Raw genomic sequence first — 17,300 nt, forward strand, 5'->3', positions numbered from 1 at the left:
GGAAACCAGGTCGTCACAGCGGTGCGATAGTGCACGGCAGCCAACACGGCCACCGCTTGCTTGTGGCCCGGAGACATCGGCCGGGCGGGAAGGGGACCATGACCGTCGTTCACGGCCCGGAGCAGATCGCGGCCGTTCTGCGGGGCATGGCCGACGATCCCGAGGTGTGCGGCGAGCTCGTCGGGGCCGCCCGCAGTCAGTCCCCGGAGCTGTCCCGGCTCGCCGAGGAGGCGACCCGTTCGCATGTGGCGGCGATGATCCGGGCGGCCGGCCCCTGGTTCACGGCGCTGGAGCGGCCGGGCGCGGTCGAGGAGCAGGACTTCACCGCCGCGCTGCTGCTGGGCGCCGACCGTGCCGTCCAGGGGGTCGCGGTGACCTCGGTGCTGCGCGGGGTGCAGGCGGCGCTGGCGCGCGCGTCGGAGATCGCGGTGGACCGCTGCCGCGGCGCGGGGGTGCCGGACCGGGTGCTGCTGTCGGTGGTGCTGCGGCTGCAGGAGTACGGCAACGCGGTGGAACGGCACGTGGTGCACGGCTATCGCGCGGCCGAGCACGAGGCCCCCCGCGCGATGGGCGCGCTGCGCACCCGTCTGCTGCGCCGGATCCTGCTGGGCGAAGTCACCCCGCACGCCCAGGAGTTGGCGCAGGCGGGGATCCGGTCGGACGCCGCGGGGCGGTACCACTGCCTCGCCGCGATCCCGGCCCGTCGCCGCTCGCTGCGCTCGGCGCACGCGGTCACGGGGACGGTCGACGGACATCTGGCCGGGCTGTGTCCACGTCCGCCCGGCGCCGACGAGATCGCCCCGGACGCCCTCGTCGTGGTCGCGCCGGCCGCCGCCCTGTCCCAACTGCCCGCGCGCTACCGGCTGTGCGTGCGGGCGGTGGAGCTCGGCCGGGAGCAGGGGATGCGCGGCCTGTACGACGTGACCGACTTCGCGGCCCGGCTGGCGCTCGCCGAACAGCCGTTGCTGGGTTCGCTGCTGAGCGGCCGGTTCCTGGGGGAGCTCGATCCGGCGAACGAGTTCCATCGCCAACTCGCCCTCACCGCACGGGCGTTCCTCGACAACGGGCGTCGCCTGGACCAGACGGCCGCGGCCCTGTTCACCCATCCCAACACCGTCCGCTACCGGTTGGGCCGGCTCCGGCAGATCACCGCCGCACCCCTCGCCGACGGCGCGCCGGGCCCGATGGACGGGCTCCACTGGTGGTGGGCGCTCACCTCGTGGCTGGACTCCCCGGGACCGGCGCCGCGCGACTGAGCAGGACCGTACGCCGACACCCGCCCCGCATTTCCTCGCGTTCGACCTGTCGGACATTGTTCGAGATCTATTGACGTGACCCTGCCGACCGTTTGACACTCTCGCAACATCACGTCACACGGCTGAAACGGCGGGCGCATATGACGCACAGGGAACGGCTTCGCGGACGTGCGAGACGCGGGGCGGGACAACTGGCCGCGCTGACCGCCGTTTCGCTCCTCATGGGCCTCGCCGGGGCCACTGCTCCCGTAAGGGCGGCGGAGAGCACGGCCGGGAGCTCGGCGGGGAGTGCGGAGGTCACCGACGGCCTCGCCCTCTGGTACAAACTCGACGGCGCGTCCGGCACGACAGTGCCCGACGCCTCCGGCCACGGCCTGGACGGCACGGTCAACGGCACCGCCGACTGGTCCGCCGACGGCCGGGGTCTCGCCTTCAACGGCTCCGACACCTACGTCAAGGCGCCCAACGACGTACTCAAGGGCCTGAGTTCGATCAGCGTCGCGATGGACGTGAAGCTCGACGCCGCCCAGACCACGCCGTACTTCCTCTACGGCTTCGGCAACACCAGCGGCGGCACCGGCAACGGCTACCTGTTCACGACGGGCAACTCCCTCCGTACCTCGATCGCCTCCGGCAACTGGTCGACGGAGCAGACCACCAAGCCCGCCGACTCCCACAACCTGAGCCGCTCGGTGTGGAAGCACCTCACCTACACCCAGACCGGCAGCACCGGCGTGCTGTACGAGGACGGCGTGGAGGTCGCCCGCAACACGGCCGTCACCATCACGCCGGGCGCGATCGGCTCCGGCACGACGACCGCCAACTACCTCGGCAAGTCGGTGTACACGAGCGACAAGCTGTTCAAGGGCAGCATGCGCGACTTCCGGGTGTACGACCGCGCGCTGGCCGCCGCCGAGGTCGAGCAGCTCGCCCTCCCCGTGGCCACGCAGGGCGTCGAGGACGACAAGGCCGCACTGAACCTCGGCGACACGAGCGCCGTCACGGCCGACCTGACCCTGCCGAAGACCGGCCCGGCGGGCGGCTCCACGATCACCTGGGCCAGCGACGACACCGACGTGGTGACCGACGCCGGCAAGGTGACCCGCCCGGCCGCGGGCGAGCCGGACGGCCACGTCACGCTCACCGCGACCCTGAAGAAGGGCACGGTCACCGCCACCCGCACCTTCGACGTCACGGTCCTCGCCGCGTTCGACGACGCCACCGCCGCCGCACAGGCCGCCGAGGCGCTCACCGTCCACAACCTCGACGACGTACGCGGCAACCTCGCCCTCCCGGCGACCGGTTCCTCCAGCACGGCCGTCACCTGGAGCTCCGCGCGGCCCGACGTCGTCTCCGCGGACGGTGCGGTCCACCGCCCGGCGCACGGCGCCGGCCCCACCACCGTCGAGCTGACCGCGACCGTCGCCAAGGGCACGGCGACGGCGACCCGCGTGTTCACCGCGAAGGTCCCCGCGCTCCCCGCGAAGGAAGCCCTCAAGGGCTATATGTTCAGCTACTTCACCGGCGAGGGCACCTCGGACGGCGAGCAGCTCTACGCCGCGCTCAGCAAGGGCGACGACCCGATGAAGTGGCGGGAGCTGAACGACGGCAAGCCCGTCCTGACCTCCACGCTCGGCGAGCAGGGCCTGCGCGACCCGTTCATCATCCGCTCCCCCGAGGGCGACAAGTTCTACCAGATCGCCACCGACCTCAGGATCTACGGCAACGGCGACTGGGACGCCTCCCAGCGCACCGGCAGCAAGTCCGTCATGGTCTGGGAGTCCACCGACCTCGTCCACTGGACGAACCAGCGGCTGGTGAAGGTCTCCCCCGACAGCGCCGGCAACACCTGGGCGCCGGAGGCGTACTACGACTCCACGCTCGGCGAGTACGTCGTGTTCTGGGCGTCGAAGCTCTACGCCAACGAGGCGCACTCCGGCGACACCTACAACCGGATGATGTACGCCACCACCCGTGACTTCTACACCTTCAGCGAGCCGAAGGTCTGGATCGACCGCGGCTACTCGGTCATCGACTCCACGGTGATCCAGCACGACGGCACGTACTTCCGGCTGTCGAAGGACGAGCGCAACAACTCCTCCTCCACCCCCAACAGCAAGTTCGTCTTCGAGGAGAAGAGCGACTCGCTGCTGGACCTCTCCTGGGACGCGGTCGCCGAGGGCATCGGCAAGGGCGCGATGAACGCGGCCGAGGGGCCGCTGGTGTTCAAGTCGAACACCGAGGACAAGTGGTACGCGTTCCTCGACGAGTTCGGCGGCCGCGGCTACATCCCGTTCGAGACGACGGACCTCGCGTCGGGCGTCTGGACCCCGGTCGCCGACTACGACCTGCCGGCCAGGCCCCGCCACGGCACCGTCCTGCCGGTCACCCAGGCCGAGTACGACCGGCTGCTGAACGCCTACCAGCCGGACCAGATCGTCGAGTCCGTCGAGGACGTCGCGGTGCAGACCCGGATCGGCGAGGCCCCGGTGCTGCCCGCGACCGTGATCGCGACCTACGCCGACGGCGTCAAGCGCCCGGTGGCGGTGGACTGGGACGACGTTCCGGCTTCCCGCTACGCGCAGGCCGGCACGTTCACCGTGACCGGCGGTCTGCCGGACGGCGCCGCGCTGCCGGTGCGGGCCGAGGTGACGGTCTCCACGGAGGGCGCCGACGTGCCCGCCGACCTGCTGCTGCACTACGGCTTCGACGAGACGTCCGGCAGCATCGCCCGTGACTCCAGCGGCCACGGCTACCACGGCGCCTACGTCCGCACGCCCGCCTTCGGCACCGGCGTGGACGGCGGCTCGTATCTCATGTCCGGCGCGAGCGACTCGCCGTACGTGAAGATCCCGAACGGCGTGCTGAAGAACGCCGACAGCGTGACGGTGTCGACCTACGCCAAGTGGAAGGGCGGCAGCAGCTTCCAGTGGCTGTTCGGGCTCGGCCCAAACAGCGACAAGTACCTGTTCGCGACGCCCTCCAACGGCGGTTCGAGCCTGTACTCGGCGATCACGAAGGCCAGTTGGTCGGCGGAGTCGAAACTGACGGGCGGCTCGCAGCTCACGCCCGGCGAGTGGCGGCACGTCACCGTGACCCTCGACGGCACGACCGGCACGATGGTCCTCTACGTCGAGGGCATCGAGGCGGCCCGCACCACGACGAGTATCAAGCCGTCCGAGCTGTACGACGCCGACAAGGACTACAGCGGCTACATCGGCAAGTCCCTGTACTCGGCCGACCCGTACTTCGGCGGCGAGGTCGACGACTTCCGCATCTACGACCGCGCCCTGACGGCCACGGAGGTCATGGAGCTCAGCGGCAACACCGCGGGCGTCGCCAAGGCCACCCACCCCGCGCTGAAGGTCGACGCGATCGTCGACGACGCCGACAGCAGGATCACCCTGCCGCTCAAGGAAGGCAGCGATCTCACCGCGCTGGCACCGGAGTTCACCCTGGCCCACGGCGCGGCGATCAGCCCTGCCTCCGGCAGCGTCCACGACTTCACCGAGCCGGTGACGTACGAGGTGACCGGCTCCGACGGCAGGAAGCGCGCCTGGACCGTGTCGGCACTGGTGATGAGGAGCCCGGTCCTGCCGGGTCTCAACGCCGACCCGAACATCGTCCGCTTCGGCGACACCTTCTACATGTACCCGACCACCGACGGCTTCGAGGGCTGGAGCGGCACGCAGTTCAAGGCGTACTCGTCGACCGACCTGGTGCACTGGACGGACCACGGCGTCATCCTCGACCTGGGGCCCGACGTGAGCTGGGCCGACAGCAGGGCGTGGGCGCCGACGACGGCCGAGAAGAACGGCAAGTACTACTTCTACTTCTGCGCCGACGCCAACATCGGCGTCGCGGTCTCCGACTCCCCCACCGGGCCCTTCAAGGACGCGCTGGGCAGGCCGCTGCTGAAGGCGGGCGACTTCACCGGGCAGATGATCGACCCGGCGGTCTTCACCGACGACGACGGCCAGACCTACCTGTACTGGGGCAACGGCCGCGCCTATGTGGTCCCGCTCAACGACGACATGGTCTCCTTCGACGCCTCGAAGGTCACCGACATCACCCCGAGCGGCTACAACGAGGGCACCTTCGTCGTCAAGCGGCAGGGCACCTACTACTTCATGTGGTCGGAGAACGACACCCGGGACGAGAACTACCGGGTCGCCTACGCCACCGGGTCCTCCCCGACCGGTCCGTGGACCAAGCGCGGAGTGATCCTGGAGAAGGACCTCTCGCTGGGCATCAAGGGCCCCGGCCATCACTCCGTCGTCCAGGTCCCGGGGACCGACGACTGGTACATCGCCTACCACCGGTTCGCCGTCCCCGGCGGTGACGGCATGCACCGCGAGACCACCGTCGACAAGCTGGAGTTCGACGCCGACGGCCTGATCAAGAAGGTCGTGCCGACGCTCACGAGCATCGACCCGGTCACCGTCGTCCACGCCGGTCCGGACGCCGACGGCGTCGAGGGCTCCGCGATCGCGCTGAACGGCACGGTCTCCGGGGCGGGCGGTGCGCAGTGGACGGCCGAGAAGGGCGCGCCGTGCACGATCGCGGACGCCGCTGCCGCCCGGACCACGCTCACCTGCACCGACAACGGCGCCTACACCCTCACCCTGACCGGCGGCCGCAGCACCGACACGGCCGTCGTCACCGTGACGAACGCGGCGCCCTCGATCACCTCCGCCGCCGGCCCGGCGACCCCGGTCCCGGTCGGTCGGCCCGCGGTCGTCACCGCCCGGTTCACCGACCCCGGCGCCGGTGACAGCCACACCTGCACGGTCGACTGGAAGGACGGCGGCAAGCCGGCCGCCGGCAAGGTCACCGCGTCCGGTTGCCGTGCGGAGCACGTCTACATCTCGGCCGGCATCCGCCAGCCGGTGATCACCGTCACCGACGACGACGGCGGCGCGAACAGCACGACGCTGCCCGAGGCGATCGTGTACGACCGGGCGGCCGGCCCGGTGGTGGGCGCGGGAACCGTCGGCAAGGCGTTCTTCTCCCTCGCCGTCGGTTACCTCCCCGGGGCCTCCGCCCCGGCCGGAGCGGTCGCCTTCGACCTCGGTCCGGCCCATCTGAAGTTCCGGTCCGCCAAGACCGACTGGCTCGTGGTCTCCGGCTCCCGGGCCGTCCTCCAGGGCTCCGGCACGGTGAACGGCAAGAGCGGCTACAGCTTCCGGATCACCGCGACGGACGGCCCGGACACCTTCCGCATCAAGATCTGGAAGACGTCCGGCGGACAGGTCGTCCACGACAGCGGCACAGCGCCGGTCCGCGGCATCGTCACGGTCGGAGTCCGACGCCGGTAGGGCAGCAGTGAACGGTTAAGGTCATGGGCCCCTGTCCTGCGGCAGGGGGCCCGTTCCGTGGGCTTTCCCTGGGGGTTCGAGACGTGCCGACACCTGACGACATCTGGCAGGACGCCGACCTGCCCACCCGGCGGCTCGCCGGGCTGGCGCTGAATCCCGCCACCCCGCAGGACATGCTGCTGCACCTGCTGGCCGAGGCCCCGCTCGCCGCACGGATGGTGCTGTGCCGGGACCGGGTCCTGCCGTCGGCGGTCGTCGACGCCGTGATCGCGCACCCCGACCATCGCACCCGCAGCTTCTTCGCCCGCAATCCCCATGCCGATCCGGCCCAGCGCGCACGGCTCCTGCACGATCCGCACTGGTTCGTCCAGGCCCACCTCGCCCAGGGACCCGGGCTGGACCACGACGGGCCGCCACTGCCCGACGACGCCATCGTGCACATGCTCAACAGCTACGAGCAGGAACACCTCGGCGGTTCCTTCTTCCGGCAGTTCTCGCTCGGGCTGCGCCGGTCCATGCACACGCATCCGGATCCGAGGGTCCGCGCCTGGGGCGTCGGCTGGGAGTGGACGTGGCTGCCCGCCGAGACACGGGCCGCGCTGCTGACGGACCCCGACGACGAGGTCCGGGCGAGGGCCCAGCGGCATCTGCGCCACGAGGACCCGGTGTGGGTCGAGAGCGTCCTGCCCGACCGTCCGTGTCACGGCCGCACCGGCGCCCTGCTGCACAATGCCCTCAGCAGGGCGGTCGTGGACGGGGTCCTCACCGCGCCGGCCGGCCCGCAGGACCGGTGGATGATCGCCGGGAATCCGACCTTGCCGCCCGATGTGGTCAGGCTCCTGGCCGCCGATCCGGACCCGGAGGTCCGTGCGGAGATCGCCGGCCGCACCGACCTCGGCCCCGCCGAGCGCCGCACCCTCGCCGCCGACCCCGTGCCGGACGTGCGCAGGGCGGTCGCGCGCCACCCGGACCTCGGCCTCGCCGAGCGGCAGGCCCTCGCCGCGGATCCCGACCCGGGCGTGCGGCTGGCCGTCTCCGTGCACCCCGCGTGGAGCGAGGAGGAGCGGGCCGGAATCGACTACGCGGTCCCCTTGGACGGGCCCTTCCTGTTCCGTCCCGAGCCGTTGACGCCCCCGGACCCCGAGGCCGTCCGCCAGGACGCGCTGTCCGGTCACCCGATGCTGCGCCGGGACGCCGCACGGGTGCACACCCTGCCGGCCGACCTGGTGGCCCGGCTGGCCGTCGACGACGACCTGGGCGTGCGCGTCCTGCTGGCCCAGAACCACCCGGACGCCCCGGCTGCCCTGCTGCTGCGCAGCTTCCTCGAGTACACCGGCCATGAGCGCGACCGCCTCCTCACCCGCCCGCACTTCCCCACCGACGGACTGGCCGGTCACGCCGACGACGAGGATCCCGCCGTCCGGGCGCTCGCCGCCCGCGACCCCGAGGTCCCGCCGGCCGCCGTGGAGCGGCTCACCCGGGACCCCGACCCCGTCGTCCGGGCCGCGTTCGCACGCCACCCGAACCTCGAGCCGTCCCGGCTGGCGGAGCTCCTCGACGACGAGGAACTGGTCCACCACGCGGCCGCCAACCCGGCGTTGCCCGCATCGACGATCCGCGCTCTGGTGAGCGCCTGCGCCGGGTCAGCCGACGGCGAGTAGCGCTTCCAGCGCCGTCGCCGTCTCGGGGTGGCGGGCGAGCAGGGCCGCTCCGGCGGGCGTGGCTTCGGCGGTCTCCCACGTCCCTTCGCAGCCCAGCAGGTCCGCGAGCGCGTCGCAGGTCGCGGGGTGGGAGGTCAGGAGCGGGAGGCCGACTCCGGTGCTCGGCCCCGACTCCAGACGCAGGCGCGGCGGTTCCTGCGGAAGTCGCCATGGCGGCACCCAGCTGTCCAGCTCCGCGAGCCGGGCGGGGAAGACACGGCCGGCCTCGCGGATCAGCAGCGGGGCCAGCTCGCTGCCGCCCGCCCGCAGGCCGGTGATCAGCGTCGGGAGCCAGGGCAGCAGCACCGGGTCCGGGAGCCGGGCGAACGCGTTGGACACGGCCTCGACGACGAAGTCGGCCAGGCCCGGCACCGGTTCCAGGGCGTGCACGAACCCGCTGAGGTAACGGGGGTAGGCGGGGACCACCAGCGGGTTGCCGAGCAGTTCGGCGCAGCGCGCCCGCAGCGCCGACCTCGACAGCGTGCCCAGGTGGGTCTGCGCCGCCCACAGCAGTGCGGTGCGGGAGGGCTCGGCCGGGTGGGACTGGGCGAGGGCGAGTTCGAGCTGGGCGCGGTCGCAGCCGAGGGACAGGGCCAGGCTCTCCATGCCGAACAGGAAGCCCAGCATGGCCGCGACCTGGCGGACGGTGGCGTCGTCGTCGGTGAACGCCGTCGGCAGCAGTGTGCAGTAGTGCGCGTAGCCGGCCTTGACGAAGGACTCGATCCAGGGCGGCAGCACCGGTTCGGCGGTGCGGTAGTAGGCCAGCAGCCGGCGCACCCGGCGCAGCACCTCCGGCGCGCCGTCGACGCTGCGCTCGCCCGCCAGCACCTCCAGGGCACGGGTGCCGAGCTCGTCGGCGAGCCGACGGCTGCGCAGATGCAGGATGGCGTCCTCGACGGCCTCCAGGACCTGGGCGGCCGTGGCCTGCGGGGCGTACGCGGCGCGCCGCAGCCGCTGTTCGAGGACCTGCTCGATGCTGACGCCCTCGTAGCCGAGCTCGATGAGGGCGCGCTGGTGGGTGCCCAGGGCCAGGTCCCAGGACTCCTGGATGGGGCGTTCGCCGAGCCGCCGTTCGCCCATGATGGGCCGGGCGGCGCCGTCGGGCAGCAGACGGCGCAGCATCCACAGCAGGTCGGAGCAGTGCTCCAGTTCCGGCCGCGAGGCGATGTCCAGCAGGGCCCGCTGCACTCCGCGTTGCTGGAGCTTCAGGTTCAGCGGGGCGAGCCGGTCGTGCACGTCGCGGGCCAGCGGCGGCAGCGCGTCGTAGCCGACCTGGCCGACGCGGTCGCCGCCCATCATGATCTCGACCAGCCGGCCGACGTCCCGCCGGCCCGGGACCGCGTCCTTCTCGATGCAGGTGACGGCCGCGTCCTGGAAGTCGTACGGCGTCGGCTTGGCGCGCTCGCGCATCCCGGCCAGCAGGATCGACGTCTCGAAGACGGCGATGGCGTCGGCGGTGGAGGCGAGGTAGCCGTTGCGGCGGGCCGCGCGCACGATGTCCACCGACCAGCCGAGCAGTTCGGCCTCGTCGAGGCGGTCGAGCGCGGGCGGGCGCCGGAGGAAGCCGGTGAGCCGGTCGGCGGGCGGGGCGGCCGGGACCGGCGCGGGGAGGGCCTTCTTCGCCGTGGACTTCTTCGCCGTGGGCTTCTTCGTGCCCGCCTGGCCCTCCAGGCGGAACGGGCGGACGCCGGTGCGCTTGACGTTCTTCGCCCATTCCGTCGCGGCGATGGACACCGAGCCCGCGGCGAGGCCGAACTGCGCCTCGATCGCCGCGTGGCTGGACGGGATCAGACCGTGCCGCCACTTGGTGGGGCTCGGCGGGCTGATGGTGAAGGCGTCGCTGCCGTGCACGCCGAACTCCTCGACGCGGCTGGCCGCGTGGAAGGCGCCGCAGACGTAGAGGCAGTCGGCGGGGTCGGCGCCGGTGGCGGCGAGGTGCTCGCGCATCCGCGTCCACATGTACCGCTCGCGGTCCTCGTCGACCCGGACCTTCCCGGGGTCGCCGGGGGCGAGACGCCGGAAGAGGCTGCCGATGAGCAGCATCACCTGGCGGTAGGTGTCGTGGTCGCTGTCGCCGAGGGGGAGTTCGACGTACTGGTGCCACCACTCCGACCAGTGCCGGACCCGGCCGTGGCGCAGGAGGTGCTCCTCCAGTTCGGCGAAGCGCGGGCGCAGACGGCCGATCTCCACGCCGACGGCGTCGCCGTGCAGGGCGGCCTGCTCCGGCGCCTCGGGCGCGTCGGGGTCGGGGTCGGGGACGGGGTCCACCGGTGTGCCGGGTTCGGTGAGGTGCTCGGTCTCCCACTGGAAGACGTGGTCCGAGGAGCGGTCGACGAGGACCAGTTCGACGCCCGGGGTGTCGAGGGCGTAGGCGATGGCCTGGTACTCGGCGGAGGCCTCGGTGACCGGGGCGACCACGGAGAGCGGCGCCCAGTCGAGGGGGAAGCCCTCGATCTCGCTGGCGAAGGCCTGGACCGCCACCGGGAGACGGCAGTTGCGCAGCTCCGTGAGCAGCGGCGCCATGTCCTCGCACAGCTCCAGGTAGACCACCTTCGGCTGCTTCTCGCGCAGCCGACGGGCCATGGCGATCGCCGAGGCCGGTGAGTGGTGACAGACCGGGAAGATCTCCAGCGGTTCGCGCACCGCGCGTTCGACGTCGTCGACGATGCCCCGCAGGATGCCCTCCAGGGCTCCGGGACCGTCGGCGAACTCCGTCGCCGCCTCGTGGAGTTGGCCGCGCAGGGCCTCGAAGGGGCCGCCGCTCATGACAGGGTCGCGATCGCGTCGCGGCCGCCCTGGAGGAACTCCGGCCAGGAGCCGCCCTCTTCCTTGCTGCGCGGTTCGACCACGCCGTGCAGGTACTTGTTGAGGATGGCGAGGTCCTCGGGCTCGCGCCGGGCCAGCGAGCCGACGAGCGAGGCGGCGAGGGCGTGTGCGGTGAGGGCGCGCTCGCCGAAGAAGTTGCTGTGCAGGATGGCGTCCTCCAGGACGCCGATCTGCTCGGCGGTGGACAGGGCGGACTCCAGCTTCTCGTCGTCGCTGCCGGCGGCGGCCGAGGAGGCCCGCAGGTCGGCGAAGCTCTGCAGCAGCACGTCCAGCAGGGTCGGCGGGACGTCCAGTTCGATCTGGTGGCGGCGCAGCAGTTCCTCGGTGCGGAAGCGGACGATCTCCGCCTCGCTCTTCTTGTTCGTCACCACCGGGATGCGGACGAAGTTGAAGCGGCGCTTGAGCGCGGAGGAGAGGTCGTTGACGCCCCGGTCGCGGCTGTTGGCGGTGGCGATGACGGAGAAGCCGGGCTTGGCGAACACGATGTTGTCGCTGTCCTGGTCGCTGCCCAGCTCCGGGACCGAGATGTACTTCTCGGAGAGGATCGAGATCAGCGCGTCCTGGACGTCGCTGGTGGAGCGGGTGAGCTCCTCGAAGCGGCCGATCGAGCCGGCCTCCATGGCCGTCATGATCGGCGAGGGGATCATCGACTCCCTCGACTGACCCTTGGCGATGACCATCGAGACGTTCCACGAGTACTTGATGTGGTCCTCGGTGGTGCCCGCCGTGCCCTGCACCACCAGGGTGGAGTTGCGGGAGATCGCGGCCGACAGCAGCTCGGCCAGCCAGCTCTTGCCGGTGCCGGGGTCGCCGATGAGCAGCAGGCCGCGGTCGGAGGCGAGGGTGACGATGGAGCGCTCGACGAAACTGCGGTCGCCGAACCACTTCTGGGAGATCTCCCGGTCGAGGCCGTCGGCGCGCTCGGAGCCCAGGATGAACAGCCGGACCATCTTCGGGGACAGCCGCCAGGAGAACGGCTTGGGGCTGTCGTCGACGGACTCCAGCCAATCGAGTTCCTCGGCGTACTTGAGCTCGGCGGGGGCGCGCAGCAGGTCGGACATCACGGTGCCTTCCAGGAGAGGGGTGATCAGGAGAGAGGGGCGACCAGGAGGGGTGTTCAGGTGAGGAACGTCTTGAGTTCGTGGACGAGCTTGCGGATGTGACCGGAGATCACCGGTGTGCCCTGGTCCTTGAAGCGCTCCCGGAACCACGGGTTGACGCTGCCGCGCCCGGAGCTGGTCACCGAGCCGACGGGGATGAACTTGACCCCGGAGCGGTGCAGGGCGGCCATGCTGTCGAACAGGGGCTGGCTCTGCCATTCGTAGAAGTCGGAGATCCAGACCACGACGGTGTTGCGCGGCTCGGCGACCTTGGGCTGGGCCAGGGCCATCGCGACCGTCCCGTCGGTGCCGCCGCCGAGCTGGGTGCGCAGCAGGCTCTCGAAGGGGTCGTGCACCCACGGGGTGAGGTCGAGCGCCCGGGTGTCGTAGGCGATGAGGTGGACGTCCACCTTCGGCAGGCCGGCGAAGATCGAGGCCAGGATGGTGCAGTTGACCATGGAGTGGACCATCGAGCCCGACTGGTCCACGACCACGATGAGCCGCTGCGGCGTCGTCTTGCGGGCGGTGTGCCGGTAGTAGAGGCGGTCGACGTAGAGGCGTTCCTCTTCGGGGCTGTAGTTGGTGAGGTTCTTCCAGACGGTGCGGTCGAGGTCGAGGTTGCGGAAGACTCGCTTGGGCGGGACCGAGCGGTCGATCGCGCCGACCGACGACTTCTCCACCTGGGTGCGCAGCACCTCGGCGACCTCGTCGACGAAGCGACGGATCAGCGCCTTGGCGTTGGCCAGGGCGACGCCGGAGAGGTTGTTCTTGTCGCGCAGGAGTTGCTCGATGAGCGACATGCTCGGGGTGAGCCGTGCGGCGAGCTGCGGGTCGGCGAGCACCTCGCGCAGATGCATGCGCCGGACGAGGTCGGCTTCGAGGGCGCCGAGTTCGGGGCCGATCGTGGGGATCAGGTTGCTCAGGTCGGGCGTGCGGCCGTCGCCTCCGGTGCCGGCCGGGCTGGCGCCGGGGCCGCCCGGCCGGCCGCCGCGCAGCTCGCCGGGCGCGCAGCCGAGCGCGCGCTCCAGCCAGCCGGCGTCGCTCTGCCACCGGGACAGCTGTCCGGCGCCGACGGCTCCGGAGCCGGTGGCGAAGACGTTCAACAGCACCTTGGACACCAGGGCCGCGCGCCGGACTTCGGCGGCCCGGTCGCGGGCGTCTCCGTCGGCCGCGTCCTCCGGGCCGGTCTCGGGGACCATCAACCCGTCGAACTCCGCCGCCAGTTCCGGGTGGCGCTGCACGATCGAGTCGACGGAGGCCCGCGGATCGAGCAGCGCGGGCGGCAGACCGATGTCCTCGACGACGGCGAGGCTCGCCGACTCCAGGCCGGCCTGCTCCTCGGGGTCGAAGAGGCGGGCGAGCAGTCGCCAGTAGAGGACCTGCCGACGGTTGTCGTCGGGGACTGCCTCCGGCACCTCGTCCATGTCTTCCATGTCTTCCATGTCTTCCATGCCTTCCAGGACATCCAGGACATCCAGGCCATCCATGTCGTCGCTCATCGAGGCTCCTTCGTGGATACCCCGGCCTTCAGGCCGGGGTGGGGGTACCTCCCGCTTGCGGGGGAGAAACAAAGCCCCTGCGGAGCAGAGCAAGGAAAGGTAGATCGCTGCCAGGGCGGTTCACCGTCTGCGGCCATCGGCCGACCCCTGTCACTCACACGGGAGCTGATAGACCGTGAGGCATGACGCAGCAGGTCAAGCGGGCGTTCAAGTACCGCTTCCACCCCACGGATGAGCAGGCAGCGGAGCTGTCGCGCACGTTCGGCTGCGTCCGCCTGGTGTACAACAAGGCGCTGGAGGAACGCACTCGTGCTTGGTACGGCGAGCAGCGCCGGATCTCCTACGTGCAGTCGTCCGCCGCGCTGACGGAGTGGAAGAAGACCGAGGAGCTGGCCTTCCCGACGGAGGTGTCCTCCGTGCCGCTCCAACAGGCGCTCCGCCACCTTCAGACCGCGTTCGGGAACTTCTTCGCCAAGCGCGCCAAGTACCCGCGCTACAAGAGCCGGAAGAAGTCCCGCGCGTCGGCGGAGTACACGCGCAGCGCCTTCACGTGGCGCGACGGGCAGCTGACTCTGGCGAAGATGGCGGAGCCACTGGCCATCCGCTGGTCGCGTCCCCTGCCCGAGGACACGGAACCGACCACGGTGACCCTGTCTCGCGACAGCGCCGGACGTTGGTTCGTCTCGATGCTGTGCGATGACCGCATCGCCCCCGCTTCGGCCACGGCGAACGCGGTCGGCATCGACGCGGGCATCACCTCCCTGGTGACCCTGTCCACCGGGGAGAAGATCGCCAACCCGAAGCACGAGCGCCGCGACCGCGCACGCCTCGCTCGGGCGCAGCGGGAGCTGTCCCGCAAGGCCAAGGGCTCCGACAACAGGGCCAAGGCCCGTGTGAAGGTCGCCCGCATCCATGCCCGGATCGCCGACCGGCGCCGGGACTTCCTGCACAAACGGTCGACTCGGCTCGTCCGTGAGAACCAAACGGTCGTGATCGAGGACCTCACCGTCCGCAACCTGCTGAAGAACGGCAAGCTCGCGCGCGCCGTCTCGAACGCGGCCTGGACGGAACTCCGCTCGATGCTGGAGTACAAGTGCGCGTGGTACGGGCGTGAACTCGTCGTGATCGACCGCTGGTTCCCGTCCAGCAAACTGTGCGGGAACTGCGGCACGGTCCGGGAGAAGCTGCCGTTGAACGTCCGCGAGTGGACGTGCGACTGCGGCACCGTGCATGACCGCGACGTGAACGCGGCACGCAACATCCTGGCCGCCGGGCTGGCGGCGTCTGCCTGTGGAGACGGTGTAAGACCTCAACGGGAGTCCTCCCGGACGGGGCGGTCGTCGGTGAAGCAGGAACCCCAGCGGGCGACCGCTGGAATCCCCCGCCTGTGGGCGGGGGAGGAAGTCAATTCCGCAGCAGCCTCCCTGCCCGTTCGCGCAGGACGCCCACGGCGTCGGTGGCGGCCTTCTCGGCCCGGGCGCCGGCCTTGTCGGCGGTCCCGCCGGCCCACGCGCCCGCGTGCAGGGCGACGGGCTTCCGGCGGACGGTGGTCTCGACGGCGAGCGGCTGGAGCCGGAACCCGCCGCCGTCCCAGCGGAGCAGGGCGATGCACGCGCCGGAGGCGGCGACGGCCTCGGGGGTCAGCGGGCTCGCGGTCGGGATGCGGTCGGTGTCGACGGCGAGGGCGTGACCGGCGACGGTGAAGGTGAGGGTGTCGCCGTCCTGGCTCCGCTCGTAGCCCTCCAGGAACACCGGCTCGGCGATGCGCGCCGGGTGGCGGTCCAGGGGCGCGGTGGGCAGGGCGGTGGCGGTCGGCAGGGCGACGCGCGCGGTGGCGAGGGCGTCGGCGGGGTCGCCCTGGCGGGCCCGGGTGTCGTCCCACAGGAGATCGCCCTCGGCGGTGAGGGGCATCGCGTCGAGGTCCATCGCCCGGCCTTCGCCGAGGGCCGTGAGCAGCGACAGGTGCGGTCGCAGCAGCTGCCAGACGCCGGCCTCGACGACGGTGTCCGGTTTCGGCGCCGAGACGCTCGCGCGGACCAGTCGGGGCGCGGTGCCGTCGGCGGGTTCGAACACCGCGTGGACCTGGGCCTGGGCGGCGGTGGCGTGTTCGTGCAGGTCCACGCCGAGCGGCAGCAGCCGGCCGGTGACGGCCTCGACGGCGGGCGTGTCGGCGGCTCCGGGCCGGGTCAGCAGCAGGGCGCGGGCCCACAGGTCGCCCCAGCGGCGCGCCGGGATCCGGTCCAGGGCCGCGCCGGGGCAGGAGGCGGCGAGCTCGGCGGCGAAACCGTCGAGCAGGGTCGCCAGGCGGCGCAGCCCCGGGTCGGGCAGCATCGCGGAGACGATCGGTGCGGCCCCGCCGGCCAGTTCGTGGTCGATGCCCTGCCAGCCGGTGCGCGCGAGGTCCGACAGCCAACTGCGGGCCGCGGCGAGCAGGTTGGCCTCGGGCCGTACGCCGACGGCACTCGCCCCCTGCTCCTGCCGAGTCCGGCCGGTCAGCTCGTCGGCGCCGAGCGTCAGCGCGTCGTGCACGGCGCCGAACAGGGCGGTGCGGGCGGCGGCGAGGGCGACGAAGTGCTCCTCGCTCGCGGCTCCGGCCGCGGCCTTCTCGGCCGTTTCGGCGACCCGGGCGGCGAGCGGGGTGCCGGCGACGGCGCGGGCGAGTTCGGTGAGGTCCTGCACCCGGTCGGGGCGGGGGCGCAGCAGGCCGGCCACGAGGGTCCGGTCGAAGGCGTCGACCGCCGCCAGCGCCTCGTCCAGCCCCGCCACCGGCGCGGTGAGCCGGCCGGTCTCCACCTCCCCGGCCGGATCGGGCTCGTCGGCGGGTGTGCCCGTGGCGCCCGCCGCCCGGGTCGGCGGGAACCATTGCAGTTCCGGCAACGGGGCGGTGACCGGGGCGAGTTCGAGATAGGCCAGGTGGCGCAGGAACCGGCTGAAGACGGACGCCGCGGCGGTCTTGCCGTCCGCCTGCGGGGGCCGGGCGCCGGTCATCGCGACGGTGAGAGCTGCGGCGTCCGCCTGCGCGCCCCCGGGCTCGACGCGCAGATAGCGGGCGACGCGGTCGGCTCCGTACTGGAGGACGGCCTCGGTGACCAGGGCGCGGATGTGGTTGCAGAACGAGCCCCGCGCGCCGCCGCAGGGGCGGTTGTTGTTCGTGCTGCACGCGAAGGCGTAGGTGCCGGCGGCGACCGACGAGACGTACACCCGCTCGATGTCCGAGCCGCTGGAGACCACGCCCTGGAGGCGTCCGTCGGCCAGTTCGACGAAGGGGACCTTGGCGAGCTTGCGCGGCCTCGCGGGCGGCACCACCCGGGCCGTACTCGACTTCTCCCAGTCCGACACGCACCATCTCCTTTGCGGCACAAGGCTTTCGCGCACACCGAATCGGCGCAGCCCAGGGGGGTTGTCGCGACCGATCGGCGCGACACTGACGAACTTACCGGCGACCACTGACAACGCCCTTTCGACCACCGAGCAGCGCCGACGACCGACGCCCGCGCCCCGGTTCTTCTAGTGCCGCGGCAGGCAACGTTCGCCCCGTCGCGACGCCCGGCACGCACTCTCGCCGCACCGGCCGAAAGCCCAAGTACGTCCAGTACGAGGA

General features: G+C 71.9%; 7 protein-coding genes and 2 pseudogenes. 4 read left to right on the forward strand and 5 right to left on the reverse strand.

Annotated elements, in window-relative coordinates; translation table 11 throughout:
- Positions 1–98: 98 nt before the first annotated feature.
- From AB0J04_RS33645 to AB0J04_RS33655, 3 genes are all read left to right on the forward strand, one after another.
- Positions 99–1,256: a helix-turn-helix domain-containing protein gene (locus AB0J04_RS33645; protein ID WP_363172396.1), complete on the forward strand. Its 1,158-nt coding sequence runs from the start codon at positions 99–101 to the stop codon at positions 1,254–1,256.
- Positions 1,257–1,396: 140 nt separating this feature from the next.
- Positions 1,397–6,574 (forward strand): family 43 glycosylhydrolase, encoded by a 5,178-nt coding sequence (locus AB0J04_RS33650; RefSeq protein ID WP_363172397.1) that lies wholly within the window; start codon positions 1,397–1,399, stop codon positions 6,572–6,574.
- 83 nt (positions 6,575–6,657) lie between these two features.
- Positions 6,658–8,235: a hypothetical protein gene (locus AB0J04_RS33655; protein WP_363172398.1), complete on the forward strand. Its 1,578-nt coding sequence runs from the start codon at positions 6,658–6,660 to the stop codon at positions 8,233–8,235.
- On the opposite strand, the gene AB0J04_RS33660 is transcribed toward AB0J04_RS33655, so the two are convergent.
- The 3 genes from AB0J04_RS33660 to AB0J04_RS33670 are packed head-to-tail and all read right to left on the reverse strand — an operon-like array spanning position 8,218 to position 13,633.
- Positions 8,218–11,040: a hypothetical protein gene (locus tag AB0J04_RS33660; protein ID WP_363172399.1), complete on the reverse strand. Its 2,823-nt coding sequence runs from the start codon at positions 11,038–11,040 to the stop codon at positions 8,218–8,220. The genes AB0J04_RS33655 and AB0J04_RS33660 overlap by 18 nt on opposite strands.
- Complete coding sequence (locus tag AB0J04_RS33665; RefSeq protein WP_351911590.1) at positions 11,037–12,161, reverse strand: AAA family ATPase; 1,125 nt, start codon at positions 12,159–12,161, stop codon at positions 11,037–11,039. The genes AB0J04_RS33660 and AB0J04_RS33665 overlap by 4 nt, the downstream gene beginning before the upstream one ends.
- Positions 12,162–12,217: 56 nt before the next feature.
- Positions 12,218–13,633, reverse strand: a complete 1,416-nt coding sequence (locus tag AB0J04_RS33670; protein ID WP_363172402.1) for a VWA domain-containing protein — start codon at positions 13,631–13,633, stop codon at positions 12,218–12,220.
- Between the two features lie 248 nt (positions 13,634–13,881).
- Here AB0J04_RS33670 and AB0J04_RS33675 point away from each other — a divergent pair.
- A pseudogene (locus AB0J04_RS33675) lies at positions 13,882–15,087 on the forward strand (RNA-guided endonuclease TnpB family protein); the annotation flags it as partial.
- Between the two features lie 16 nt (positions 15,088–15,103).
- Here the strand turns inward: AB0J04_RS33675 and AB0J04_RS33680 are convergent.
- Together AB0J04_RS33680 and AB0J04_RS33685 are read right to left on the reverse strand one after the other, a co-directional pair.
- Complete coding sequence (locus AB0J04_RS33680; protein WP_363172403.1) at positions 15,104–16,492, reverse strand: hypothetical protein; 1,389 nt, start codon at positions 16,490–16,492, stop codon at positions 15,104–15,106.
- A gap of 45 nt (positions 16,493–16,537) precedes the next feature.
- Positions 16,538–17,038 (reverse strand): annotated as a pseudogene (locus AB0J04_RS33685) (hypothetical protein); the annotation flags it as partial.
- Positions 17,039–17,300: the final 262 nt, after the last annotated feature.

The organism is Streptomyces sp. NPDC050263, from assembly GCF_040655955.1.
In the GTDB taxonomy this organism is placed as follows: domain Bacteria; phylum Actinomycetota; class Actinomycetes; order Streptomycetales; family Streptomycetaceae; genus Streptomyces.